This window comes from Microbulbifer sp. TB1203 (genome assembly GCF_030997045.1).
In the GTDB taxonomy this organism is placed as follows: Bacteria; Pseudomonadota; Gammaproteobacteria; order Pseudomonadales; family Cellvibrionaceae; genus Microbulbifer.
The window spans coordinates 336,490-359,530 of sequence record NZ_CP116899.1; the positions used below are offsets into that span (position 1 = coordinate 336,490).

Consider the following 23,041-nt stretch of genomic DNA (forward strand, 5'->3'; position numbering starts at 1 on the left):
GCGCACGCAGCGGGAAACACAGTGGTAGTAGGGGGGTGGCCTCGAGGGACAGCAGGTCTTTACGAGGTAGTCCCATTTCTGGTTGTTCGTACAAGTGTTGAATAGCCAGTATTTTTGCGTTGATGCGAAAGGATTTTAATGGGGTTGGCGTGAGATGCGCTTTGTTTCGTGGGTGTCCAGAATTAGTTCCCGCAGTGTCCAGGACTCCATGAGGATTCCCACTCCCCTGCCTCCCCACGGACCCGATCTCGTGAGGAGGAATCGAATTAGTTAGTTTCGTGGAGATATGCGCCAAAATGAGCCGCAAACTTGCCAGTTGAGTAAATCCTCATTCTCTGTCAGAGATGGAGCAGATACAATCATTGCCTTTCATCAAAAGGAGAATATCTGATGATTGGCTTACGCCCACGGATGCGTGATGAACTGGAACGGCACTATAACAAATTACGGCTCGATGCCCTAAACAGTGCTAATCAAGTGTTTGACGATCAAAGCATACGACTAAAATTGGTGGATAACAGCACCTATGCGGCGTTCAAGCAATGGGATAAACAGCCAGGTCGCATCAAGGATTGGGATTGGCCGATCACTTTGCAGGAATGGAAAATGAAATTTCCTAAACGATTTGAAGCAGCAGCATGGAAGGATAACAAGCTCGCTGGTTTATCATTGGGCAGACCGACTTATGCGGGAACCGGCTTACGGCTCGATTACATAGAAAAGGCCCCTGTGACTGACATTCGGCTCGTGGAAACCATGCTAGTGGCATTGACTGCCTATAGCACATTGCTGGGAGCAAATCACATAAAAATTATGCATCCGGTTAATGCTGCGGTAAGAGATTACTATGTGAGCTTTGGATTTACATACATAAGTGGCCAGGATTGCTGTATCAGGAGGTTATGAGATGGCAAACATTAAAAAGATCAAAGACAAGCAGAATGAAAAGCTAAAAGGTAAGTCCGATAAGGAAAAAGCGCTGGCTGCTGCACGTCGTGCTATGCAAGAAATGCGAAAGCATCGCGATATTAAAGAACCTGACCAGTTGGCCTCTGGAAGGTCCGACAAGGATGGCAACATGGTTATTGATGAGCTAACGCCAGATGAAGAAATAGATATTGACGAGAGTAAACCCAAGGAAGCCAAAGATGACTGAACCTAAAAAACCAAAAACACTTTCCCAAGAAGAAAAGCAATATACGGTATTACCAAACGAAGTTGATCCTAGATCCTCGCCGTCGCAAGCGATGGTGGCAGCGTTGAAGGCAAGGGAAATAACAAGGAAAGCGCGACAAGAAATAGGGGGCAAGACAAGATAGAAAAATAGCAGTCTTAACGTCTAGGCTTTTATCCATGAGCCGCCCCCTTAGACTGGAATTCCCCGGTGCCTGGTACCATGTGATGAACCGTGGCGTGGCGCGACAAACTATATTCCGTGATAGCGATTGCTATACGGCCTTTCTCGATACCCTTGCTGAAGCGCACAGGCGTTTCGATTTGCAAATCCACGCTTATTGCCTGATGGGCAATCACTATCATCTGCTCGTGCATACCCCTCGCGGCAATTTGAGCCGAGCCATGCGACATATCAACGGTGTCTATACTCAGCGTTTCAATCGACTGCACCGACGGGACGGCCCCTTGTTTCGCGGTCGCTACAAGGCCATTCTGGTGGATGCGGACAGTTACCTGTTGTCGCTGTCGCGCTACATTCACCGCAATCCCATCGAAACGCGCAAGCCGCTCGTCGGCGAGTTGGAGGATTACCCCTGGTCCAGCTATCCGGCCTATCTCAACCGCGCATCGTTACCGGAGTGGTTATACCGGGATTTTGTCTATGGGGCCCTTGGCCGCCGCAATAAGTTCCGGGCGTACCGCGATTATGTGGAGCAAGGTGTAGACACAGATATGCGGGCTTTCTATCAGAGTCAGCGCCAAGCGCCGATTATGGGAGATGATTCCTTTCGTGCGCGCGTTTTGGGAGAGGCCGGGGAGATAAGCCGTGAAGTGCCCCGTTGCGAGCGAATGTTACAGGTTCCGGAGTCCAGTGACTCTTTGGTGGCTGTGGTGGCGGAGGCCTTTGATCTGGCGGTCGCCGATATCTATGGCCGCCCCGGGCGGGGCCGGGGCGCCTGGAATCCGGCGCGGGCGGTGGCAATGTGGCTTTGCCAGGAGAGGGCGGGGATGACATTGGCGGAGATAGGCCGGCTGTTTGGGGGAATTCACTATAGCGGGGTGAGCCAGGCTATCCGGCGCCTGAAAGGGCGTTTGGCTGAGGAAGGCGATGACCTGCAGGAGGTTAAGGTTGTGTTGTCAATGTTCAGTTCCTAGTGTGGTGTAAGGTACTAATTGTGTATATCAGAGCCCCCCAAATTGTTCATAATTAGGCGCCGCTCGCAGGGAACGAGTGCCCTATTCAAGAGCGGCAACGCGGCTGTGGGCCCTCTCTGGCAGGTGAAGAGGAGGGGGCTTCGGGCGGGCCGCTAAGCAGCCATCTGCGGCGTTGCATTTGCTTGACCCAGTCGTGAACGATTGCTGCACATGCCGGTTTTCAGGGGTGGGGATGCGTTCGATAGTCGAGATTTGCCGCCCCTTCCTGGACCAATTCCGGCAGCCGTTCTACCAGGTAGGGTGGCAGGGAAAGCAGACGGTAGCTGACTTCGAGGGTCTGCTGTGCCCTGCGGACCTGGGTTTGGATCGTCTGTTGTGAGGGTAGACCGGTATCGAACCGCACTGCCAGCGGTACGTCTTTTTCGCCCGCAAACTGGTGCAGGGATTTCAGGCTGCCGGCTGCGCCAGATTTGACCTCGATGGGGAGTATCTGCCCATTCAATCCCAATACATAGTCGACTTCAGCGTTGGCGGCGCGGCCTTCCCGCAACCAGTAGGTCAATTCCCGATTGGGTGATGAAGAGAGGATGTCCTGCAGGTGTTGGCCGATAAATTGCTCGGCTATGGCACCTTCATTGATCAGCTGGGCGTCGGTCATTTGTGTGATTGCCTGCCAGTTCAGGCCGCAGATGGCGTTCATCAGGCCGACATCGAGAAAAATCAGTTTGTAGATTTTCTCTTCGGTGTCCGCTTGCAGTGGCAGGCCGCTGCAATGGCTGTGTACTACTTTCGACAAGACGCGGGCCATGCACAGAAGTTCGATATCCCCCTTGATGGTGGCACTCTTGTCCTGACTCGAGAACTGGCTGTATTTGACCTTTGTGCCCACGTTGCGGGCGGCGAAGTTGAACACGCTCTGAATACGGGAGAGATTTCTTGAGCCGATGTACTTCGGGAAATCCTCGCGATAGGTTTCAATGATGGAGTTGTGTACTTCGCTCACATCTTTCAGCCGCCGGCTGTGGGCGTAGGTCTGCACGGCTTCGGGCATGCCGCCCACGAAATAGTAGGTTCGCAACAACTCCAGCAGCCGTTTGTGAATGATGGGGTGGAGTTCCTCGCCGAGATGGAAGCGGCGGATGGTGTCGGACAGCCTGGTTTCCTCCAGCGCGTCCAGAAATTCCGTGAAGGTCATGGGCCCCATATGCAGGTATTCGACCCGGCCCACAGGCATGGAGAACTGATGGTCGGACAGGGCGAATTCCAGCAAAGAGCCTGCGGCAATCAGGGGCAACTGAGGCATGTCTTCATAGAAATAGCGCAGTGCCGGTATTGCTTCCGGAACCGCCTGGATTTCATCCAGAAACAGGAGGGAGTCGGGAGCTATCGCGCCTGTGCGGGGCAGGGCTTCCAGTAGGTTTACCAGTAGGACTGGATCTTTGGTTGCAAAGACTGAGGAGAGGTCCGGGTGCCGCTCCAGGTTGATTTCCGCCAGGGGCCGGTTTTGCTGTTTCGCAAACAGTCTGATCAGGGTGGACTTGCCAACCTGCCTCGCGCCCCGCAGGACAATCGGTTTCCGGTTGGCCTTTTTGAGCCATTTTTCCAGTAAAATCAATTGCTTGCGATTCATTTTCAGGTCTTTTGGGCGAGTGGGGTGGCCCGATGATGGCAATTATTGGGTGTATTTTCAACAAGTAAGGTCTAAAAGAGGGGTATGTTTTGGAGGGGTCTGGTTGAAAATAGAGGTAAGATTCTGCATCGAATCTGCACTCCATCGATTTGCCATCGATTCTTCTGATGCCCCGGTCGGTGAGTTCGCCGATTGGCATGGCTCCGGTTCCGGGAGTCGCCTTATCCCTTATATGTGACCTTGTCAGGCGCCAGGTCCCCAGGCGCGGGGAGTTGCGCTCTCGACAGCAAGCAGGTTCCTACAGCGGCCTTTCGGCCGCGCCCTCTCCCCCAACCCCTCTCCCGCAAGCGGGAGAGGGGAGCGGACCGCGCTCATAGCGTGAGAGGGTGTTGACCCCCCACCGCAGGTCTCGGCCAGATCCCGCTGGGTCAGTCCCTGGCGCTTGCGGATAGTCTTGTAGTGGCGCGCCTGCTCCGCTCGGCATTCGGCCAGCGCGACCTCGGTGGCCTCTATGTCCTGGCCGGTGAGGATGCCTTCGCCGCAGTGATCGCACCACTCGCCAGGCTGTTCCAGGTGATGCTCTGCCCGCGATAGGTGAAGGTCTCCGGCTTCCGTAGCGGTTTGGGGTACCGCGGCCGCACTGGGGGACCGTGCACGGGTTTGTTGCTCGCGGGGTGTGCTTTTCCAGGAAAAATGTGACCAAATATCGCCATCGGGTTTTGTTGTGAAGGGTGATTGGCGTATGGCGAGTGCAGGTATTATTCTTACCAAACTGGCAACGATCTGAGGTTTGTAAGAATGACGGTGGCTACACTTTCCAGCAAGTTTCAACTTGGTATTCCCAAAGCTGTGCGCGAGGAGCTTGGGCTGAAGTCCGGGCAAAAGTTCACGGTTGTTGTCAAGGGCTCTGTGATTGAGCTGGTACCGGTACGATCCATGGATGAGATGCGAGGCCTGTTGCGTGGCGCCTCGACACTCGAAGTGCGTGACCGCCGGGATCGGTTCTGATGGTCGTGGTGGATACTTGCGGTTGGATAGAGTGGTTGACCGACGGTGCTCTGGCGGAGAACTTCAAGCCTTGGCTCGCAGATACCGAACAGCTGTTGGTGCCAACTTCCATTCAGTTCGAGCTCTACAAATGGGTTAAGCGGGAGCGCGGAGAGGTCGCGGCATTGGAGACGGTGGCCTGGACGGAGCAGGGTAAGGTGGTTGCGCTGGATAGTAATATTGCCCTGCTGGCAGCGGATCTGGCTCTTCAACACCGGCTGTCTTTTGCCGATGCGATTATTTACGCTTCCGCGAGCCGCCATGGTGCGGAGTTGATAACGGCCGATGACCATTTTGAAGGGTTGCAGGGTGTTACTTTTTTCGATAAGCGAAAAAAATGCACTTACTCAGAGCTTCCATAGTATGTCAATAAATCTCAATGAAAACTCCTCACTTTCTGAATTTCCCGCCAGGCCAGGCCGCGGATCTTCTTGCCGATCAAATGGATAACCGAATACTGGCTTTCTCCCCGGTCTTTATTGAGCTGTACCAATCCCTCAATCTCTAAGATATTTCCCCGCTGTATCTCCCGGCGATAGCGTTGCTGCACTTTATCCCACACCACCACGTTAACCACTCCGGTTTCATCCTCCAGGGTCAGAAATAAAACTCCGGAAGCACTGCCGGGCCTCTGCCTGCAGGTCACCAGGCCGAGAACCTGTACCTGTTGGCCATCGGTGCAGTCTTTCAGTTGTGCGGCAGTCAGATGGTTGCGGTAGTGGTCCCGTCGGCGCAGCAGGGCGATGGGGTGTTCTCGGAGGGTGAGACCGGTGCTGGTGTAGTCGCTGTAGCTGTTGTCTTCCTGGGAGTTGCCCGGGTGGTAGCCGGGGGTGGTGCGGTCGGTTATTTCGCCGTTCAGGGATTGCCAGGTGTTCAGGTAGCGGTTGTCCGAGAGGCTGCTGAGGGCGTTGGCGGTGGCCAGGGCGGCGAGTTGGTCGGTGGGCAGGTGGGTGCGTTCGCGGAACTGGGGTTGGGAGTGAAAGCCCTGTTCTGCCCGGATTTTGCAGATGGTGATTGCGGTTTGTTCGTTTAGGCCTTTGATCAGGCGCATGCCCAGGCGGAGTGCTGGGGGGCTGGATTCCGGCCTTCGCCGGAATGACGGGTGAGAAGTTGGTAGAGCCTGGGAGGGTTCTTGTATTTCGAGGTATTCGGCTTGGGTTGATCGCGGCCATGGGCCGCTCTTACAGGGGAGGGCCCTCTCCCCCAACTCCTCTCCCACAAGTGGGAGAGGAGAGTAGAGTTCCAGGCGGTGGTCCCAGTGGCTGTGGAGGACGTCGATGGGGAGAACTTTTACGTTGTGGCGCTGGGCATCGTAGACCAGTTGGGCGGGGGCGTAGAAGCCCATGGGCTGGCTGTTGAGCAGGCCGCAGTAGAAGGCTGCGGGATGATGATATTTGACCCAGGCGGAGAAGTAGGCCAGCAGGGCGAAGCTGGCGGAGTGGGACTCGGGGAAGCCGTAGGAGCCGAAGCCTTTCATCTGGTTGAATAGTTGTTCGGCAAACTCCGCTTCGTAGCCATTTTTCAGCATGCCCTGAATCAGTTTGTCCTTGAATCTGAGCAGGTTGCCGTTTTTGCCCCAACTGGCCATGGCCCGGCGCAGTTCGTCGGCCTCGCCGCCGCTGAAGCCGGCGGCGACCATGGATAGCTGGATGACCTGTTCCTGGAAAATCGGCACGCCCAGCGTGCGGTTGAGTACCGGTTCCAAATTTGAGTGCGGATAGACAACCGGTTCCAGCTTCTGCTTGCGACGGAGGTAGGGGTGCACCATGCCGCCCTGTATCGGCCCGGGTCGGACTATGGCGACTTCGATAACCAGTTCGTAGAACCTGCGCGGCTGCAGCCGGGGCAGCATGCTCATCTGCGCTCGGGATTCCACCTGGAAGACGCCGACGGTGTCGGCCTGGCAGAGCATTTCGTAGACTTCGGGATCTTCGCGGGGAATATCCTGCAGCCTGAGTTTGGGGCCGTAGAGGGCGATATAGCTCAGGGATTTGCGCAGGGCGGTGAGCATGCCCAGGGCGAGGATATCCACCTTCATCAGTTTCAGGTCTTCGATATCCTCTTTGTCCCACTGCACGATGGTGCGGTCTTCCATGGCGGCATTTTCGATGGGCACCAGGGTGTGCAGCGGCTGTTCGGTAATCACGAAGCCGCCCACATGTTGGGACAGGTGACGGGGGAAGCCGTAAATCTGTTGCAGCAGTTTCGGCAGCATTTTGCCCGCGGTGCTATCGGGGTCTATACCGGCTTTTTGTATCTGCTGTGGAAAGTCTTCCAGTTTGTCCCACCAAGCGCGCTCCGCTTGCAGCCGCTCGATGGTGGCGGCGCCGATGCCCAGGGCTTTGCCGATATCCCGCAGGGCGCTCTTGAAGCGGTAGCTGATCTTGGTGGCGGCGAGGCCGGCGCGGTGGCGGCCGTATTTTCCGTAGACGTACTGGATCACCTCTTCGCGCCTTTCGTGCTCGAAGTCCACATCGATATCCGGCGGTTCGTTGCGCTCGCGGGAGATAAAGCGCTCGAACAGCAGCTCGATCTTTTCCGGGTCCACCTCGGTGATAAACAGGCAGTAGCAGACCACGGAGTTGGCGGCGGAGCCGCGGCCCTGGTGGAGGATATGCTGATTGCGGGCGTACTGGACTATATCGTAGATGGTGAGAAAGTAATGTTCGTAGTGGAGTTCGGTGATGATTCCGAGCTCTTTTTCTATCTGTTTGGCGATTTTCTCCGGGGTGCCTCCCGGCCAGCGTTTTGCGGCGCCTTCCAGTACCAGTTCGCGCAGATAATCGCTGGCATTTTTTCCAGCGGGCAGAACTTCGGAAGGGTACTGATAGCACAGTTCGCCGAGATTGAAATGACAGCAGTCGGCGATGGCGAGGGTGCTCTCTATGGCCCCCCTGGGATAGAGGGCTGCGATATCGCTCAGTGGGCGCAGGTAGCGCTCGGCATTTTGTTCCAGCCGGTAGCCCAGCTGTTCCAGGGTGCAGTTGTGGTAATTCGCATTGAGTACATCCTGGAGGGGTTTGCGGCTGCGGCAGTGCATCAGCACTGCGTTGGTGGCTACCAGTGGCAGTTGTTCCTGTTGTGCAAACTGCATCAGGTCCAGGATTTTCTGGTTCTGGTGGCCGCCCAGTGGGTTGTTGAGGGCGATATAGAGCCGGTTGGCAAAATGCCGCTTTAGCTCTTCGGGGATAAATAGCGCTTTTCCTCCCTGTGGAATCCAGATAGCGATAGTTTCCCGACACAGGTCCAGCAGGTCCTGCAAGTGGGTTTGGTATTGCCCTTTCTCCGCGCGCAGGCGGGAGGTGGATATCAGCTGGCAGAGTTCACTGTAGGCGGATTTGTTGGGGGCCAGCAGGACCAGTTGCCCGCCTTCCTGCAGGCGAAAGAAGCTGCCACAGATTAGCTTGAGTGGTGTTTCTGGATCCCGGCATTCGCCGGGATGACGAGAGCGATGGGAATTGATTGTTTCCAGTTCCTTGTAGGCGCGCACTATGCCGGAGAGGGAACATTCGTCGGTAATGGCCAGGGCGCTGTAGCCCAGCCTGTGGGCGGTTTGCACCAGCTCCTGTGGATGGGAGGCGCCCTGGAGAAAGGAGAAATTGCTTTGGCAGAAGAGTTCGGCGTACTGCATTGGGTTTGCCTTTCGTCATGCCGACGCAGGAATGACGAGGTGGGGTTAGACTATTTCCGGGTAAAGATCTCGCCAGTGTGGATTGAATTTTTCGATCAGGTTTAGTTTCCAGGCTCGCTTCCAATTCTTGATGGACTTTTCTCTACTGATAGCGTTTTCCATGGTGCTGTGGAGTTCGTACCAGACGAGGGTTTTTACTCTGTACTTTTTGGTAAACCCTTCTATAAAGTCATTCTTGTGCTGCCAGACCCTCTGTACAAGGTTTGAAGTGACACCTGTGTAAAGGGTGCCGTTGCGTTTGCTTGCAAGGATGTAGACACAGGGTTGTCTGGCCATGTTTTTCCCCTGTCGATTCGTCATACCGGCGCAGGAACGTCATGCCGGACTTGATCCGGTACCGGTATCCAGTTCGTTGCTCGGTGGTATTTCTGGATTCCGGCCTGCGCCGGAATGACGAGGGGGGGGTCAGGCGTAGAGACCATGCAGATACCAATCCTCCGAAGTCAGATCCTGAAACACCCAGTAAAGACTCCCTTCCTCCCCCCGCGCAATGTAGTAATCCCGGGCGTGGCGGTTGTGTTGCCACCAGTAGCCGTCGATACGTTCGGGGCCCTGGAGCAGTTTGAGTTCGCCGCGGTGGAAGAGCTTGTGGCCGCGGTTTTGCAGTCTGTCCGGTCGGGGCAGCAGCCAGGTTGGCCTGGGGGCGCTGACCGGGTGCAGGCTTTGGCCTTTCCGGCTGGCGCGGCTCTTTACCACCAGGGTGTCGGCGCTCTGCCAGGCCTGTTCCGGCAGGTGGCTCTCTTTCAGGGTGACGCCGGACAGGGCCTGGTGCCCCAGGCGGGCGCGGAGCTTGTCCAGCAATTGGTGGCTGCGCTGAAGTTTGCTGTTTTCTCCAAACAGGTCGTCGTCCGCATCGTCCTGGCTGAGCGGGGATAGCTGGTCGCAGGTGAGGTTCAGGGCCTGTACCGGATGTTCCAGTTTGAGCCTTTCCAGTTGCAGTTTGGTGAGTGCGATCAATCGCTGCGGGTCCAGCATGGGACGGGAGGTCTCCACGCTGAACACCTTGCAGCCGAGGCGGCCGAAATCCAGTTTCCAGCGCAATTGCTGGCTGTAGAGCTGTCGGCGCTGCAGCTGCCGGCAGAGTTCGCGCACCAGGCGGCCGGCGGGAAACAGCAGCTGCTCGCTGTTGTCCAGCGGGCTGGGGAAGAAGAGTTCACTGTGGAATTCCGGGGGCGGCTGGTAGCTGGGCACAGGGTCGTGGCGGCTGCCGTTGAGGCGGGCCAGGTAGTCGATAAAGTCGCGGCCGAAGCGGCTGCCCACTTCGGACAGGGGGATGGCCAGCAGTTGGCTGACGCGCTTGATGCCGCAGGCGTAGAGTTTGGCAATGGTCTTGTTGCTGCAGTGGAGTAGTTTGCTGGGGGCAAAGCTGATCCACTGGCGCCATTGCTGCGGGCTGGGTGGCGACCGGGTTTCCTTCAGCCACTGGCGGTGTTCCGGCAACTGGCTGAGCAGGCGCGCGGCGCTGGGGCTGTGGCCCAGGCCCATAAAGGTGCTGATGCGCATCTGGCGCAGCTCGCGGCGCAGTTGTTGCAACAGTGGTTGCAGGCCGCCGCTGGCCTTGAGGCTGCCGGCCAGTTCCAGGTAGAGGCAGGCGAAGCCGCCGTCGCCGGACTCGATGGATTCCGCCGGCTGGGGGGAGACCACAGGGGTAAAGCTGTAGCCCCACTGGGCCAGTTCGCGCAGCAGCTGTTCCTCCCGCTGGATATCCCGCTGCAGCAGGTCCAGGTCCGCGCAAAGGGCGCAGGCGGTGGCGATGGTGAGGCCGCATTCCACGCCGCGTTCGGCGGCGGGGGCGTTGGCGTCCACGATCAATTGGCCTTCGATAACCGCCCGGGGGCCCGCCTTGGAGGTGTGGCGCTGGGCACGGGTAAGGGCTTCCAGGGGGAGTTTGGGGAATTGGATGCAGAGCCAGAGCATGTGCTTATTCCTACCTTTGTTTGCAGGGCGGGCCTCCGGCCCGCAAGCCGAGCTGGAGCTCGGCGCGCCCAGGGGGGCGGAGCTGGAGCTCCGCGGTCCCGGGGATCGTCAATGTAATGGGCGGTCGCGCCGGGTCAGGTCGGGGTTGCGGGCCAGGTGCAGTTTCTGGCCGGACTGGCCGCCGAGTTGTTTGAGCAGTTGCAGCGCCAGCTGATCGCCGTCTCCACTCAGCTGCAGACGCAGGGCGGCGGGGGAGGGGCTGGCGGCGGAGGTGCCGGGGCGGAAGTGGAAATGCAGCGCCTCGCCCTCGCGGGCGGCGACTTGCAGGCGGCGCAGGTCCTTGTCCGCCGGAGTCCCCCGGCCCTGCCAGTTGAGTAGGGCGCCGCAGCAGCCGGATTGCAGGGACTGCTCGACGGCCCAGAGTTCATCCCTGTGTCCGTGGGGATGCAGGATCAGCAGTTTTTCCAACTGGACTCCGGCCCTGGCCAGGGCCGGGGCGTAGGGGATATAGGGCGGGTTGACCAGGATTACCATCTCTTCCCGTTGGGTGATCTCCGCCAGTGCCGGCAGCAGCAGGGAGATTTCGCCGATGCCGGATCGGTCCACCAGCAGCTCGGTGGTGGCGCCGCGGGGCCAGCCGCGCCCGGCGAGCAGCGCGTCCAGGGCGCTGTAGCCGGTGGCGATGCCCGGCCGGCGGCGCCTGTGTTCATTGGCGGCCTGCCAGATATCCGGCCGGGCCAGCAGCTGCTGCAGGCGCTGTTGTCTCGATTCCGTGGTTAAGCGGTTGTTTTGCAAGAAGTTTTCGGCACGGTTCACGGTTTCTGCCCTCGCTTTCTGCGCGCATTTGTTGCCCAGTGGGATTGGGTCTGTATATGTGTACAGTATTTACTGGTAATTTATACAGTAGTCGATGGGGGCCGGCAAGAGGGCTGGCACGGGATTGGCACTTTTTTGCACAGCGCAAACCGGCTATGATTCGGCCTCGTTGTCGGTCGAGACAACAAGACCAAAAGAGCTGACCAGCAGAATCAACAGCAACTAGGGGGCGGAGTGAGCATCAAGTCCGATAAGTGGATTCGTCGTATGGCCGAGCAGCAGGGCATGATCGAGCCGTTCGAGCCGGGGCAGGTGCGACACAACGGCAACGGTGACCGGCTGATCTCCTACGGTACCTCCAGCTACGGTTACGACGTGCGCTGCGCCAGCGAATTCAAGATCTTCACCAATGTGCACTCCGCCACCGTGGACCCCAAAACCTTTGACGAAAACAGCTTTGTCGATGTGGAAGGGGATTCCTGCATTATTCCCCCCAACTCCTTCGCCCTGGCGCGCACCGTGGAGTACTTCCGTATTCCGCGCTCGGTGCTGACCATCTGCCTGGGTAAATCCACCTATGCCCGTTGCGGCATTATCGTGAATGTCACGCCGCTGGAACCGGAGTGGGAAGGCCACGTCACACTGGAATTCTCCAATACCACCAACCTGCCGGCGAAGATCTACGCCCACGAGGGCGTGGCGCAGATGCTGTTCTTCGAGTCCGACGAGGTCTGCGACGTGTCCTACGCGGACCGCGGCGGCAAATACCAGGGCCAGCGCGGTGTAACCCTGCCGCGCGCCTGATCGAAAGCCCGTCGCCCGTGAGCGACTTTCCCGCACAAACCGACGTGTTGGTGATCGGCGCCGGCGCCGCCGGGCTGATGTGCGCCTCGGTGGCCGGTCGGCGCGGCCGCAGCGTGCTGGTGCTGGACCACGCCAACAAGGTGGGCAAGAAAATCCTGATGTCCGGCGGCGGGCGCTGCAATTTCACCAACCTGTATACGGCGCCGGAAAATTTCTACAGCCGCAACCCGCACTTCTGCAAATCGGCCCTGGCCCGCTACACCCAGTGGGACTTTATCGCCCTGGTGGAAAAACACGGAATCGCCTACCACGAGAAAACCCTGGGTCAGCTGTTCTGCGACAATAAATCCAGGGATATCGTCGATCTCCTGCTGAGCGAGTGTCGAGAATCCCGGGTGCAGATTCGCACCCGTTGCAGTATTTTCTCCATCGAGCCGCGGGAAAAAGGTTTTTGCGTGCGCACCAGCTTGGGAGAGGTGCACAGCGAATCCCTGGTAATCGCCACCGGCGGCCTGTCGATCCCCACCATGGGGGCCACCGGGTTCGGCTATGAGGTGGCGCGCCAGTTCGACCTCAAACTTATCGACACCCGACCGGCGCTGGTGCCCTTTACCCTGCACAGGCGCCAACTGGAGCAGCAGGGGGAGCTGCCCGGCAGCGCAGTGGCGGTCACTGCCAGCTGCGATGCGGGCAGTTTTAACGAGCAGTTGCTGTTTACCCACCGGGGACTGAGTGGCCCTGCGATATTGCAGATTTCCAGCCACTGGCGCGAGGGGCGGGCAGTGGACTTCGATCTGACGCCGGGCCGGGATCTGGCACAGTGGTTGGGGGAGCAGCGGGCGGAAAGGCCGAATACCCACCTGCACAATGCGCTGGCGGAGCTGTGGAGCAAAAAGCTGGTGCAGTATTTTCTCCAGCAACGGAAAATTACCAGCCTGCCATTAAAACAGTACACACAGGCGGAACTGAAGGATATCGGCGAACAGCTGCAGCACTGGCAACTGGTACCCGCGGGCACCGAGGGCTACCGCACTGCGGAAGTCACCCTGGGCGGTGTGGACACCGATGAGATATCCTCGCGTACCATGGAGTGCAAAAAGCAGCCGGGACTCTATTTTATCGGCGAGGTGCTGGACGTGACCGGATGGCTGGGTGGATACAATTTTCAATGGGCCTGGGCGTCGGGCCACGCGGCGGGGGAGGTCGCCTGACGGCTATGGGAGATATACTGCCTTTCAAGCGCAAAACTGCCTGGCAGAAACACAAGGGCAGCAGCCTGTGTCGCGATGGTTTTCACAAGTGGCAGGTGGTCACCGAGAAAAAGTTTGATGTGAAGCAGGGCAAACTGGTGACCGAATACCGCTGCCAGCGCTGCGGCAAGACAAAAATCAAGCTACTGTAGAGGCTGAGAGAGTGGGGGACTCCGAAAACGGATTCCCCCGGCCTTTTACCGGTAAACGCGGCGGCCATATCGATCATAGTAAAAGTGTCTTTTCCTCTCGTAGTCATAGATCCAGCCGGCACCCGCCCCGAGTGCAGCCCCGGCCACTGTACCTCCCACACGGCCACCACTGATCAGGGCCCCGGTTACCGCACCAATACCTGCGCCGGTGGCCACCCGACGCTCGGTGGGATTCATATTGGCACAGCCAAGACTTCCCAGGGCGGCGATAAGCAGGAAGGTAAGACCCAGACGTTTGAGGAGTTGAATACTCATAAGCACCTCTGTTACTGCGAGTAGACCTGAGCCAGTGTATGGTGGGGTAGATCGAACAACCAATGGAAAATACAGTGACCTTCGAAAAACAGGACCTGCTGGATATCGCGCGCATGCCCATGCCCTTCGGCAAATATGCAGAGCGGCCGCTGATCGACTTGCCGGAGGCCTACCTGCTGTGGTTTGCGAACAAGGGTTTTCCCGAGGGTCGGCTGGGCCGATTGATGGCGCTGGCCCTGGAAGTCAAAATCGAGGGACTGGAGGGGCTGATCAAGCCACTGAAAGAGGGTTGATTCCTTGGAAACAGCCGTGACGACGCTAAACTAGTAATGCCCGGGTAGGGGGAAGTAAATAATAAGCGGTCCGTAACGAGACTGGACATAGCCGTAAATAGACCCACAGCGGGTGGCCACTGGTCTGGAAGGATTTCAGCGAGTGAAACAGCGGTGAGTTCCAGTCATATTGAAACAAGCGGTCGAAACAACGTCGGCCGCTTTTGCTGTGTGCTTTCCGCACTTGCCAGTAAGAAAGGCCTGGGCGGGCCAGCTGCCGGTGGCCGTTTGCTCAACAACCTCATCGGTAAACGTTTCACAAACGGCCCCCGGCATCGGGCCCTTCGCATCTGGCGCTGGCGTTCTTTCCCGTGCCCCGAGGAGCGAGCAGTTTCTGTATGACTTTTTTCACAAACCTGTTCATACCAACTTACGCAATAAACAACATGATTGTTATTCGATTTCTGTAGGAGCGGCCGCTGGCCGCGATCGGGACTTCCAGTCACTCCGACTATCGATTGATCGCGGCCAGCGGCGTCGAGTCCTGGGATGCAAATTCCATAAAAAACCCGGCGAATGCCGGGTTTTTTGCGGGGCGCCGTTGACTTAGCGCTGGTTCAGCGGCATGTAGTCGCGCTGGGTATAGCCGGTGTACAGCTGGCGCGGGCGGCCGATCTTGTAGGGGTTGGAGATCATCTCGTCCCAGTGGGCAATCCAGCCGGCGGTGCGGCCGGTGGCGAAAATCACGGTGAACATATCGGTGGGAATGCCGATGGCCTTCATGATGATGCCGGAGTAGAAGTCCACGTTGGGGTAGAGTTTCTTCTCCACAAAGTATTCGTCTTCCAGGGCGATCTTTTCCAGCTTCTTGGCGATCTTCAACAGGGGATCGTTTTCCACACCCATGGCCCCCAGGACTTCGTCGCAGATGCCCTGCATCACACGGGAGCGCGGGTCGAAGTTCTTGTACACGCGGTGGCCGAAGCCCATCAGGCGGAAGGGGTCGTCCTTGTCCTTGGCGCGCTTGACGAACTCGTCGATGCGGCTCTCGTCGCCGATCTCCTGCAGCATGTCCAGTACCGCTTCGTTGGCGCCGCCGTGCGCCGGTCCCCAGAGAGCGGCGATGCCGGAGGAGATGCAGGCAAAGGGGTTGGCGCCGGAGGAGCCGGCCAGGCGTACGGTGGAGGTGGAGGCATTCTGCTCGTGATCGGCGTGCAGCAGGAAGATGATATCCATCGCCTTGGCCACCACCGGGTCAATCTTGCTGGCCTCGCAGGGGTTGCCGAACATCATATGCAGGAAGTTTTCCGAATAGCTCAGGCTGTTGTCCGGATACATGAACGGCTGGCCCTTGGAGTGCTTGTAGCACATGGCGGCCAGGGTGGGCATCTTGGCAATCAGGCGGTCGGCGGAAATCTTGCGGTGCTCGGGGTCGGTGATGTCGAGGGAGTCGTGGTAGAAGGAGGCGAGAGCGCCGACTACGCCGCACATCATCGCCATCGGATGGGCATCGTAGCGGAAGCCCTTGAAGAAGTTCACCAGGGACTCGTGCACCATGGTGTGGTTCATGATGCTGCTGACGTACTCCTTCTTCTGTTCGGCGTTGGGGAGCTCGCCGTGCATCAGCAGGTAGCAGGTCTCCAGGTAGTCGGAGCTCTGCGCCAACTGCTCGATGGGGTAGCCGCGGTGCAGCAGTACACCCTTGGCGCCGTCGATATAGGTGATCTTGGACTCGCAGGCTGCGGTGGACACAAAGCCCGGGTCGTAGGTAAACAAGCCCTTGCCGGTCAGGCTGCTGACATCGACAACGTCGGGGCCGACGGTGCCGGAGAGGACGGGCATCTCGATGGTGCCGTCGATACCGTCGACCGTAAGTTGCGCTTTTTTATCGGACATTGCGGACTCCTAAAACTGTTCTTTATACCGGCTTCGGGGAGAGATTGGAGCGGCCCCTGGCCGCGATCGATCCCACTTGCAGCCCGTATCCATCCGGCCTCTGCCGTTTATCCAGGGCTCGTCTTTGGGTCTCCAAAGGGCCCTAGCGGGCTTTCGAGCGGGGCCAAACTTAAGTGGCGCGTCACAAATTGTCAAACCAAACCGGGTGGATGGCCAGTCCCGTAGCGGCAGGATATTCGGTTCCTGGCCTACGTTGCAGAGCTTTTCCCTGGCTGGCGGGGGGATTGTTCTCGGAAATTTCGCCGGCCTGGCGCGCCCCTCTTCCTGCGGCCAAGGTGGTAAACCGCCGGTAAGCGGCGCAGTCTCGTTGTGTTTTGGGGATCGAATGCCTATAATCCGCGCGGCTTGCGCCATGGTAAGGCCACTTTGTACAAGGCTTCAGCAGGTCGTATGCGAAGTGATCAGCAAGCAGCTAGCCCCTCCATTTGAAAAGCTAACGGGCGCCCAGTCGTTCAGGGCAACAAGGTGTTTTTCCTGTGAACAAAAACAGACCTGTCAATTTAGACATTTCCACTATCAATCTTCCTGCCGCAGCTCTGGTTTCCATCTTGCATCGCGTCTCCGGCATTGTCCTCTTCGCCGTGGTGGCCTTGCTGTTGTACATGCTCGATGTCAGCCTGAAATCCGAGCAGGGCTTCGCCACAGTGGCGGCGGTCTTCGACAGCACTCCCGCCAAGCTGGTCCTTTGGGCCGGGCTGGCGGCACTTATCTACCATCTGGTGGCGGGTATCCGTCACCTGCTGATGGATATGGGGATCGGCGAATCCCTTGAGGGCGGTCGACGCAGCGCCGTACTGGTGCTGGCCGTCTCCGCGGTTCTTATTCTGCTGGCGGGGGTCTGGTTATGGTAACAACAATTACAAGCTTCGGTCGCAGCGGCACTTTTGACTGGTTGTACCAGCGCGCTACTGCGGTGCTGCTCGCGGTTTACACCTTCTTTATAGTGGGTTTCATATTCCTGAGTAAGGATTTTGGCTACGAGAGCTGGTCTGCCCTGTTTGCCCAGCGCTGGATGCGGGTGTTCACGCTGTTGGCCCTGCTCTCCACCATCGTGCACGCCTGGATCGGCCTCTGGTCTGTGGTCACCGACTACATTACCAACCGCCTGATGGGGCCCAAGGCCACCGTTCTGCGCCTTGTGGTAGAAGTACTGCTGGCCGCGGTTGCCGTGTTCTACACGGCGTGGGGCATTGAAATTCTGTGGGGACTGTAACTTATGTCGAATATGCGAACCATTGCCTTTGACGGGATCGTAATTGGCGGCGGCGGCGCGGGTATGCGCGCGGCCCTGCAGATGGCCCAGTCCGGCTTCAAGACTGCGGTGATCACCAAGGTTTTCCCCACCCGTTCCCACACGGTCTCCGCCCAGGGCGGCATCACCTGTGCCATCGCCAGCGCCGATCCGCAGGATGACTGGCGCTGGCATATGTATGACACCGTGAAGGGTTCCGACTATATCGGCGACCAGGATGCCATCGAGTACATGTGCTCCGTGGGCCCGGAGGCGGTATTCGAACTGGAGCATATGGGCCTGCCTTTCTCCCGCACCGAGGAAGGCCGTATCTACCAGCGCCCCTTCGGCGGCCAGTCCAAGGACTTCGGTCGCGGCGGCCAGGCCGCGCGCACCTGCGCGGCGGCGGACCGCACCGGCCACGCGCTGCTGCACACCCTGTACCAGAACAATGTCAAGCACGACACCGTGTTCCTCAACGAGTGGTTCGCGGTGGACCTGGTGAAGAACCAGGACGGTGCCGTGGTGGGCGTGATTGCGCTGTGCATCGAAGACGGCGAAGTGGTGTTCATCAAATCCAAGGCCACCGTATTCGCCACCGGCGGTGCCGGCCGCATCTTCGCCTCCACCACCAACGCGCACATCAACACCGGCGACGGCGTGGGCATGGCCCTGCGCGCGGGGATGCCGGTGCAGGATATCGAGATGTGGCAGTTCCACCCGACGGGTATTGCCGGTGCCGGCGTGCTGGTGACCGAGGGCTGCCGCGGTGAGGGTGGTTACCTCATTAATAAGGATGGCGAGCGCTTTATGGAGCGCTACGCTCCCAACGCCAAGGACCTGGCCTCCCGCGATGTGGTGGCCCGCTCCATGGTGCTGGAGATTCTCGACGGCCGCGGCGCCGGACCCAATGGCGACCACGTATTCCTGAAGCTCGACCACCTGGGCGAGGAAGTGCTGAACAGCCGCCTGCCGGGTATCTGCGAGCTGTCCAAGACGTTCGCCCACGTGGACCCGGTGAAGGACCCCGTCCCGGTGGTGCCCACCTGCCACTATATGATGGGCGGCATCCCCACCAATGTGCACGGCCAGGCCCTGACCCAGGATGCCTCCGGCAACGATCAGGTGGTGGAAGGTTTCTATGCCTGCGGCGAGGTGGCCTGCGTATCGGTACACGGCGCCAACCGCCTGGGGGGCAACTCCCTGCTGGACCTGGTGGTGTTCGGCCGCGCCTCCGGCCTGTTTATCGAGCAGTCCCTGCGCGAGGGCATCGAGCACCGCGAGGCGTCCGATTCCGATATCGAAGCAGCGATGGCGCGCCTGAACCGCCTGGAGAACAGCAACGACGGCGAATCGGCCGCGAGCCTCCGCACCGAGCTGCAAAACGTGATGCAGAACCACTTCGGCGTATTCCGCCGCGGTGACTATATGGCCGAGGGGGTGAAGAAGCTGGAAGAGCTGCGCGGGCGCATCGACAATGTGCGCCTGGAGGACAAGAGCCGCGCTTTCAACACCGCCCGTATCGAGGCGCTGGAACTGCAGAACCTTCTGGAAGTGGCCGAGGCCACCGCCATCGCCGCGGAAGTGCGCACCGAGAGCCGCGGTGCCCACGCCCGCGAGGACTACCAGGATCGCGACGACGAGAACTGGCTGTGCCACTCCATGTTCTTCCCGGCGGAGAAACGTGTCGGCAAGCGCGCGGTCAACTTTGCACCCAGCACTGTGGAAGCCTTCGAGCCCAAGGCTCGGACCTATTAATTCTGTAGGAGCGGCCGTTGGCCGCGATCGACGTTGAAACTGATCGCGGTCAACGGCCGCTCCTACAAAGACATTGGATGCGGAACATGTTGAAAGTAAGCATTTACCGTTACAACCCGGAGACCGACAAAGCTCCCTATATGCAGGACTACGAGCTGGACACCCAGGGCAAGGACCTGATGGTGCTGGACGTGCTGGAGCTGCTGAAGGCACAGGACCCGACCCTGTCGTTCCGCCGCTCCTGCCGCGAGGGTGTGTGCGGTTCCGACGGTATGAACATCTCTGGCCGCAACGGCCTGGCCTGTACCACTCCGCTTTCGGAAGCGGCGCGCAAGGGCAAGCTGGTGCTGCGCCCACTGCCCGGTCTGCCGGTGATCCGCGACCTGGTGGTGGATATGGAGCAGTTCTACGAGCAGTACAAGAAGATCGAGCCTTACCTGCAGAACGACACCCCGGCGCCGGCCATCGAGCGGCTGCAGTCACCGGAAGAGCGCGAGAAGCTCGACGGCCTGTACGAGTGTATCCTCTGTGCCTGCTGTTCCACTGCCTGTCCGTCTTTCTGGTGGAACCCGGACAAATTTATCGGCCCGGCGGGCTTGCTGCAGGCCTACCGCTTCCTGGCGGACAGCCGCGACGAGGCCACCGACGAACGCCTATCCAAACTGGATGACCCCTTCAGCGTTTTCCGCTGCCACGGTATCCAGAACTGCGTCAATGTCTGCCCCAAGGGGTTGAATCCCACCCGGGCGATCGGCCATATCCGCCATATGTTGCTGGCCCGCGCCGTGTAGCGGCGGGGCAAGGCATCAACAAGCCCGGTTGAACCCTCCGTATGGGTTCGGCGCCAACGGCGGCGCCTATCTAAAAGAAAACCGGCCTTTGAGCCGGTTCCAAGTGAAAAAGGGGAGGTGACTTTTGGCGCTTCCCCTTTTGTGAATATAAAGGAAAGTAGAGCGGTGGAGGTGCCGGGAAAGGGGCGCACCGCAACGAGGTAGGCATCAACATGCACGAAAGTACCATGGAGCAGCTGTGGCGCAGCTCCCATATCTCCGGAGGCAACGCAGCCTATGTGGAGGAACTGTACGAGACTTATCTGCACGATCCCAACGGCGTGCCGGAGGGGTGGCGCAGTTACTTCGACAGCCTCCCGCGGGTGAACGGTGTCGGCGACGTCTCCCATGCCGCAGTGCGGCAACATTTTGAGTTACTCGCCAAACACCGCACCCGCCCGCTGGTCGCCCCCGGGGCCGGCGCCATCAATATCGAACACGAACGCAAGCAGGTCAAAGTCCTGCAACTGATCAGCTCCTACCGTCACCGCGGTCACAAGAAGGCCACACTGGACCCCCTGGGCCTGATGGCGCGGGAGCAGGTCCCCGACCTGCAGCTCAACTACCACGGCCTCACCGAGGGCGACTACGACACCACTTTCCAGACCGGTGATCTCTTCTTTGGCAAGGAGGAGGCGACCCTGCGGGAAATCGTCCAGGGGCTGGAGCGCACCTACTGCGGCAATCTGGGCGCTGAGATCATGCACCTGTCCAACCTGGACGAGCAGCAGTGGTTCCAGCAGCGCCTGGAACGCAGCCAGGCCAAGCCCAACTTCGGCACCGACGTCCAGATCGAAATCCTGCAGCGGCTGTCCGCCGCCGAGGGTCTGGAGCGCCACCTGGACTCCAAGTATCCCGGCACCAAGCGCTTTGGCGCGGAGGGTGGCGAGAGCCTGATCCCGCTGATGGACGCGCTGATCCGCCGCTCCGGCACCTACGGTGTGAAGGAGATCGTAATGGGTATGGCCCACCGCGGCCGCCTGAATACCCTGGTCAACATCCTGGGTAAAAACCCGTCCGACCTGTTCGAGGAGTTCGAGGGCAAGAAGACCCTGGATACCTCCGGCGATGTGAAATATCACCAGGGTTTCTCGTCCAACGTGATGACCCCCGGTGGCGAGGTGCATCTGGCACTGGCTTTCAACCCCTCGCACCTGGAAATCTGTGCGCCGGTGGTCGAGGGCTCGGTGCGCGCCCGCCAGGACCGCCGCGGCGACAGCACCGGCGAGAAGGTGATGCCGGTGAATATCCACGGCGACGCCGCCTTCGCCGGCCAGGGCGTGGTGCAGGAGACCCTGCAGATGTCCCAGACCCGCGGCTTCTACACCGGCGGCACCGTGCATATCGTGCTCAACAACCAGGTGGGCTTCACCACCAGCAAGCGCGAGGACGCCCGCTCCACCGAGTACTGTACCGACGTGGCGAAGATGATCGACGCACCGGTACTGCACGTAAACGGCGACGATCCGGAGATGGTGGTGCTGGCTGCGCTCCTCGCCGTCGACTACCGCTATGAGTTCAAGAAGGACATCGTGATCGACCTGGTGTGCTACCGCCGCCGCGGCCACAACGAGACCGATGACCCCTCCGGCACCCAGCCGCTGATGTACCAGGCCATCCGCAAGCACAAGACCACCCGCACCCTTTACGCGGAAAAGCTGGTCAACGAGGGCGTGCTCGACAAGGCCGCCGCCGACAAGCTGGCCAACGACTACCGCGACAAACTGGATCGAGGCGAAGACGTGGCCACCGGCTTGGTGAAGGAGCCGGATTCGTCCATGTTTGTGGACTGGACCCCTTACCTGAACCACGACTGGCAGACTCCCGGCGAGACGGGCATGGAGCTCACCAAGTTGAAGGATGTGGCCAGCCGCATGACCACGATACCGGATGGTGTGGTGATGCAGCGCCAGGTGGCCAAAATCTACGAGGACCGCCGCAAGATGGCCGGCGGTGCCCTGCCGCTCAACTGGGGCATGGCGGAGACTCTGGCCTACGGCACCCTGCTGGAAGAGGGCTACATGATCCGCCTCACCGGCGAGGATGTGCGCCGCGGCACCTTCTCCCACCGACACGCGGTGGTGCACAGTCAGAAGGACGGCTCCTGCTATGTGCCGCTGGAGAATATGTACGAGGGCCAGCCGGCGTTCGATATCTACGATTCGCTGCTGTCGGAAGAGGCAGTGCTGGCGTTCGAGTATGGCTACGCGACCACCACACCCAAATCACTGGTGATCTGGGAGGCCCAGTTCGGCGATTTCGCCAACGGCGCCCAGGTGGTGATCGACCAGTTCATCACCTCCGGTGAGCACAAGTGGGGCCGCATGTGCGGGCTGGTGATGCTGCTGCCGCACGGTTACGAAGGGCAGGGCCCGGAGCACTCCTCCGCGCGCCTGGAGCGCTTTATGCAAATGTGTGCCGAGCACAATATCCAGGTGTGCAACGCCACCACCCCAGCGCAGATCTTCCACCTGTTGCGCCGCCAGGCTATCCGCCCGATGCGCCGCCCGCTGGTGATCATGAGTCCCAAGTGGATTCTGCGCCACAAACTGGCCACTTCCAGCCTGGACGAGCTGGCCAACGGCAGATTCCACAACGTCATCCAGGACGACGGGGTGGACCCGGCCAAGGTCAAGCGCCTGATCCTGTGCTCCGGCAAGGTTTACTACCATTTGCTGGAAGCGCGCATGGAGCGGGAGCAGGAGGATGTGGCGCTGGTGCGTATCGAGCAGCTGTACCCCTTCCCGGACGGTGAGTTCACCGAGGCGGTATCCGCGTACAAGAAGCTCACCAGTGTGGCCTGGTGTCAGGAGGAGCCGATGAACCAGGGCGCCTGGTATCACAGCCAGCACCACCTTTATCGCCTGCTGGCGGAAACACATCCGAAGCTGAAACTGGAATATGTGGGTCGCGAGCCGTCCGCCGCACCGGCGGCGGGCTATATGTCCACCCATCTGGAAGAACAGAACAAGTTCATCAATGAGGCGCTGACCGTCAAATAAATCGGCGGCAGTAATTAGTAGAGTCAATCTCAGGAAACA

At 59.3% G+C, this 23,041-nt stretch carries 23 protein-coding genes; 16 read left to right on the forward strand and 7 right to left on the reverse strand.

Features of this window, described 5'->3' with window-relative positions; translation table 11 throughout:
- The first annotated feature begins 390 nt into the window (after positions 1-390).
- Genes PP263_RS01375 through PP263_RS01390 form a run of 4 tightly spaced genes read left to right on the forward strand, consistent with a single transcriptional unit; the run spans position 391 to position 2,331 of the window.
- Positions 391-906: a hypothetical protein gene (locus PP263_RS01375; protein WP_308366588.1), complete on the forward strand. Its 516-nt coding sequence runs from the start codon at positions 391-393 to the stop codon at positions 904-906.
- Position 907: 1 nt separating this feature from the next.
- Positions 908-1,156, forward strand: a complete 249-nt coding sequence (locus tag PP263_RS01380) for a hypothetical protein (RefSeq protein WP_308366589.1) — start codon at positions 908-910, stop codon at positions 1,154-1,156.
- Complete coding sequence (locus PP263_RS01385) at positions 1,149-1,319, forward strand: hypothetical protein (RefSeq protein ID WP_308366590.1); 171 nt, start codon at positions 1,149-1,151, stop codon at positions 1,317-1,319. The genes PP263_RS01380 and PP263_RS01385 overlap by 8 nt, the downstream gene beginning before the upstream one ends.
- 34 nt (positions 1,320-1,353) lie before the next feature.
- A complete protein-coding gene (locus tag PP263_RS01390) occupies positions 1,354-2,331 on the forward strand; it encodes a transposase (protein ID WP_308375608.1) in 978 nt (325 codons plus the stop codon).
- A 220-nt stretch (positions 2,332-2,551) separates the two neighbouring features.
- Here the strand turns inward: PP263_RS01390 and PP263_RS01395 are convergent, their stop codons facing one another.
- Positions 2,552-3,961, reverse strand: a complete 1,410-nt coding sequence (locus PP263_RS01395; protein ID WP_308366592.1) for an ATP-binding protein — start codon at positions 3,959-3,961, stop codon at positions 2,552-2,554.
- A gap of 459 nt (positions 3,962-4,420) precedes the next feature.
- Between PP263_RS01395 and PP263_RS01400 the strand changes: the two genes are divergently transcribed.
- From PP263_RS01400 to PP263_RS01405, 3 genes are all read left to right on the forward strand, one after another.
- Positions 4,421-4,555, forward strand: a complete 135-nt coding sequence (locus tag PP263_RS01400) for a hypothetical protein (protein WP_308366593.1) — start codon at positions 4,421-4,423, stop codon at positions 4,553-4,555.
- Positions 4,556-4,759: 204 nt separating this feature from the next.
- A complete protein-coding gene (locus PP263_RS22620) occupies positions 4,760-4,969 on the forward strand; it encodes an AbrB/MazE/SpoVT family DNA-binding domain-containing protein (RefSeq protein WP_374693687.1) in 210 nt (69 codons plus the stop codon).
- The gene (locus PP263_RS01405; RefSeq protein ID WP_308366594.1) at positions 4,969-5,370 is read left to right on the forward strand and encodes a type II toxin-antitoxin system VapC family toxin; all 402 of its coding nucleotides are present in this window, start codon (positions 4,969-4,971) and stop codon (positions 5,368-5,370) included. The genes PP263_RS22620 and PP263_RS01405 overlap by 1 nt, the downstream gene beginning before the upstream one ends.
- A 14-nt stretch (positions 5,371-5,384) precedes the next feature.
- Here PP263_RS01405 and PP263_RS01410 read toward each other — a convergent pair whose 3' ends face one another.
- From PP263_RS01410 to imuA, 4 genes are all read right to left on the reverse strand, one after another.
- Positions 5,385-8,639 (reverse strand): error-prone DNA polymerase, encoded by a 3,255-nt coding sequence (locus PP263_RS01410; RefSeq protein ID WP_308366595.1) that lies wholly within the window; start codon positions 8,637-8,639, stop codon positions 5,385-5,387.
- A 45-nt stretch (positions 8,640-8,684) separates the two neighbouring features.
- Positions 8,685-8,975 (reverse strand): GIY-YIG nuclease family protein, encoded by a 291-nt coding sequence (locus PP263_RS01415; protein WP_308366596.1) that lies wholly within the window; start codon positions 8,973-8,975, stop codon positions 8,685-8,687.
- 129 nt (positions 8,976-9,104) lie between these two features.
- Positions 9,105-10,616 carry a DNA polymerase Y family protein gene (locus PP263_RS01420; RefSeq protein WP_308366597.1) on the reverse strand — a complete coding sequence of 504 codons (1,512 nt, stop codon included), beginning with the start codon at positions 10,614-10,616 and terminating at the stop codon, positions 9,105-9,107.
- 108 nt (positions 10,617-10,724) lie between these two features.
- Complete coding sequence (gene imuA, locus PP263_RS01425; protein WP_308366598.1) at positions 10,725-11,432, reverse strand: translesion DNA synthesis-associated protein ImuA; 708 nt, start codon at positions 11,430-11,432, stop codon at positions 10,725-10,727.
- Positions 11,433-11,666: 234 nt separating this feature from the next.
- Here imuA and dcd point away from each other — a divergent pair, with 234 nt between their 5' ends.
- Genes dcd through PP263_RS01440 form a run of 3 tightly spaced genes read left to right on the forward strand, consistent with a single transcriptional unit; the run spans position 11,667 to position 13,638 of the window.
- Positions 11,667-12,236 (forward strand): dCTP deaminase, encoded by a 570-nt coding sequence (gene dcd / locus PP263_RS01430; RefSeq protein ID WP_308366599.1) that lies wholly within the window; start codon positions 11,667-11,669, stop codon positions 12,234-12,236.
- Positions 12,237-12,253: 17 nt separating this feature from the next.
- A complete protein-coding gene (locus tag PP263_RS01435; protein ID WP_308366600.1) occupies positions 12,254-13,447 on the forward strand; it encodes an NAD(P)/FAD-dependent oxidoreductase in 1,194 nt (397 codons plus the stop codon).
- Between the two features lie 5 nt (positions 13,448-13,452).
- Positions 13,453-13,638, forward strand: a complete 186-nt coding sequence (locus tag PP263_RS01440; protein WP_183455850.1) for a hypothetical protein — start codon at positions 13,453-13,455, stop codon at positions 13,636-13,638.
- A 45-nt stretch (positions 13,639-13,683) separates the two neighbouring features.
- Here PP263_RS01440 and PP263_RS01445 read toward each other — a convergent pair whose 3' ends face one another.
- Positions 13,684-13,953: a hypothetical protein gene (locus PP263_RS01445; protein ID WP_183455854.1), complete on the reverse strand. Its 270-nt coding sequence runs from the start codon at positions 13,951-13,953 to the stop codon at positions 13,684-13,686.
- Between the two features lie 74 nt (positions 13,954-14,027).
- Here PP263_RS01445 and PP263_RS01450 point away from each other — a divergent pair, with 74 nt between their 5' ends.
- Positions 14,028-14,246 carry a DUF3820 family protein gene (locus PP263_RS01450; protein WP_308366601.1) on the forward strand — a complete coding sequence of 73 codons (219 nt, stop codon included), beginning with the start codon at positions 14,028-14,030 and terminating at the stop codon, positions 14,244-14,246.
- Between the two features lie 585 nt (positions 14,247-14,831).
- Here the strand turns inward: PP263_RS01450 and gltA are convergent.
- Positions 14,832-16,121 carry a citrate synthase gene (gltA, locus tag PP263_RS01455; protein WP_308366602.1) on the reverse strand — a complete coding sequence of 430 codons (1,290 nt, stop codon included), beginning with the start codon at positions 16,119-16,121 and terminating at the stop codon, positions 14,832-14,834.
- A 536-nt stretch (positions 16,122-16,657) separates the two neighbouring features.
- Between gltA and sdhC the strand changes: the two genes are divergently transcribed.
- The 5 genes from sdhC to PP263_RS01480 all read left to right on the forward strand — a co-directional run bounded on the left by sdhC (position 16,658) and on the right by PP263_RS01480 (position 23,002).
- Entirely contained in the window at positions 16,658-17,032 is a 375-nt protein-coding gene (sdhC, locus tag PP263_RS01460; protein WP_308366603.1) for a succinate dehydrogenase, cytochrome b556 subunit, read from the forward strand.
- Positions 17,026-17,394: a succinate dehydrogenase, hydrophobic membrane anchor protein gene (gene sdhD / locus PP263_RS01465; RefSeq protein ID WP_308366604.1), complete on the forward strand. Its 369-nt coding sequence runs from the start codon at positions 17,026-17,028 to the stop codon at positions 17,392-17,394. The genes sdhC and sdhD overlap by 7 nt, the downstream gene beginning before the upstream one ends.
- Positions 17,395-17,397: 3 nt before the next feature.
- Positions 17,398-19,170 (forward strand): succinate dehydrogenase flavoprotein subunit, encoded by a 1,773-nt coding sequence (gene sdhA, locus PP263_RS01470; RefSeq protein ID WP_308366605.1) that lies wholly within the window; start codon positions 17,398-17,400, stop codon positions 19,168-19,170.
- Between the two features lie 86 nt (positions 19,171-19,256).
- Positions 19,257-19,961, forward strand: a complete 705-nt coding sequence (locus PP263_RS01475) for a succinate dehydrogenase iron-sulfur subunit (protein ID WP_281383025.1) — start codon at positions 19,257-19,259, stop codon at positions 19,959-19,961.
- A 212-nt stretch (positions 19,962-20,173) separates the two neighbouring features.
- Positions 20,174-23,002, forward strand: a complete 2,829-nt coding sequence (locus PP263_RS01480) for a 2-oxoglutarate dehydrogenase E1 component (protein ID WP_308366606.1) — start codon at positions 20,174-20,176, stop codon at positions 23,000-23,002.
- Positions 23,003-23,041 lie beyond the last annotated feature (39 nt).

What these genes read in the sequence shown, in the direction of transcription:
- sdhD (WP_308366604.1), top strand. Translation starts at nt 17,026, where the DNA reads ATGGTAACAACAATTACAAGCTTCGGTCGCAGCGGCACTTTTGACTGG.
- PP263_RS01385 (WP_308366590.1), top strand. Translation starts at nt 1,149, where the DNA reads ATGACTGAACCTAAAAAACCAAAAACACTTTCCCAAGAAGAAAAGCAA.
- PP263_RS01420 (WP_308366597.1), bottom strand. Translation starts at nt 10,616, where the DNA reads ATGCTCTGGCTCTGCATCCAATTCCCCAAACTCCCCCTGGAAGCCCTT.
- PP263_RS01380 (WP_308366589.1), top strand. Translation starts at nt 908, where the DNA reads ATGGCAAACATTAAAAAGATCAAAGACAAGCAGAATGAAAAGCTAAAA.
- gltA (WP_308366602.1), bottom strand. Translation starts at nt 16,121, where the DNA reads ATGTCCGATAAAAAAGCGCAACTTACGGTCGACGGTATCGACGGCACC.
- PP263_RS01440 (WP_183455850.1), top strand. Translation starts at nt 13,453, where the DNA reads ATGGGAGATATACTGCCTTTCAAGCGCAAAACTGCCTGGCAGAAACAC.
- PP263_RS01445 (WP_183455854.1), bottom strand. Translation starts at nt 13,953, where the DNA reads ATGAGTATTCAACTCCTCAAACGTCTGGGTCTTACCTTCCTGCTTATC.
- PP263_RS01375 (WP_308366588.1), top strand. Translation starts at nt 391, where the DNA reads ATGATTGGCTTACGCCCACGGATGCGTGATGAACTGGAACGGCACTAT.
- PP263_RS01475 (WP_281383025.1), top strand. Translation starts at nt 19,257, where the DNA reads ATGTTGAAAGTAAGCATTTACCGTTACAACCCGGAGACCGACAAAGCT.
- sdhA (WP_308366605.1), top strand. Translation starts at nt 17,398, where the DNA reads ATGTCGAATATGCGAACCATTGCCTTTGACGGGATCGTAATTGGCGGC.
- PP263_RS01390 (WP_308375608.1), top strand. Translation starts at nt 1,354, where the DNA reads ATGAGCCGCCCCCTTAGACTGGAATTCCCCGGTGCCTGGTACCATGTG.
- PP263_RS01405 (WP_308366594.1), top strand. Translation starts at nt 4,969, where the DNA reads ATGGTCGTGGTGGATACTTGCGGTTGGATAGAGTGGTTGACCGACGGT.
- PP263_RS01395 (WP_308366592.1), bottom strand. Translation starts at nt 3,961, where the DNA reads ATGAATCGCAAGCAATTGATTTTACTGGAAAAATGGCTCAAAAAGGCC.
- PP263_RS01410 (WP_308366595.1), bottom strand. Translation starts at nt 8,639, where the DNA reads ATGCAGTACGCCGAACTCTTCTGCCAAAGCAATTTCTCCTTTCTCCAG.
- PP263_RS01415 (WP_308366596.1), bottom strand. Translation starts at nt 8,975, where the DNA reads ATGGCCAGACAACCCTGTGTCTACATCCTTGCAAGCAAACGCAACGGC.
- PP263_RS01480 (WP_308366606.1), top strand. Translation starts at nt 20,174, where the DNA reads ATGCACGAAAGTACCATGGAGCAGCTGTGGCGCAGCTCCCATATCTCC.
- PP263_RS22620 (WP_374693687.1), top strand. Translation starts at nt 4,760, where the DNA reads ATGACGGTGGCTACACTTTCCAGCAAGTTTCAACTTGGTATTCCCAAA.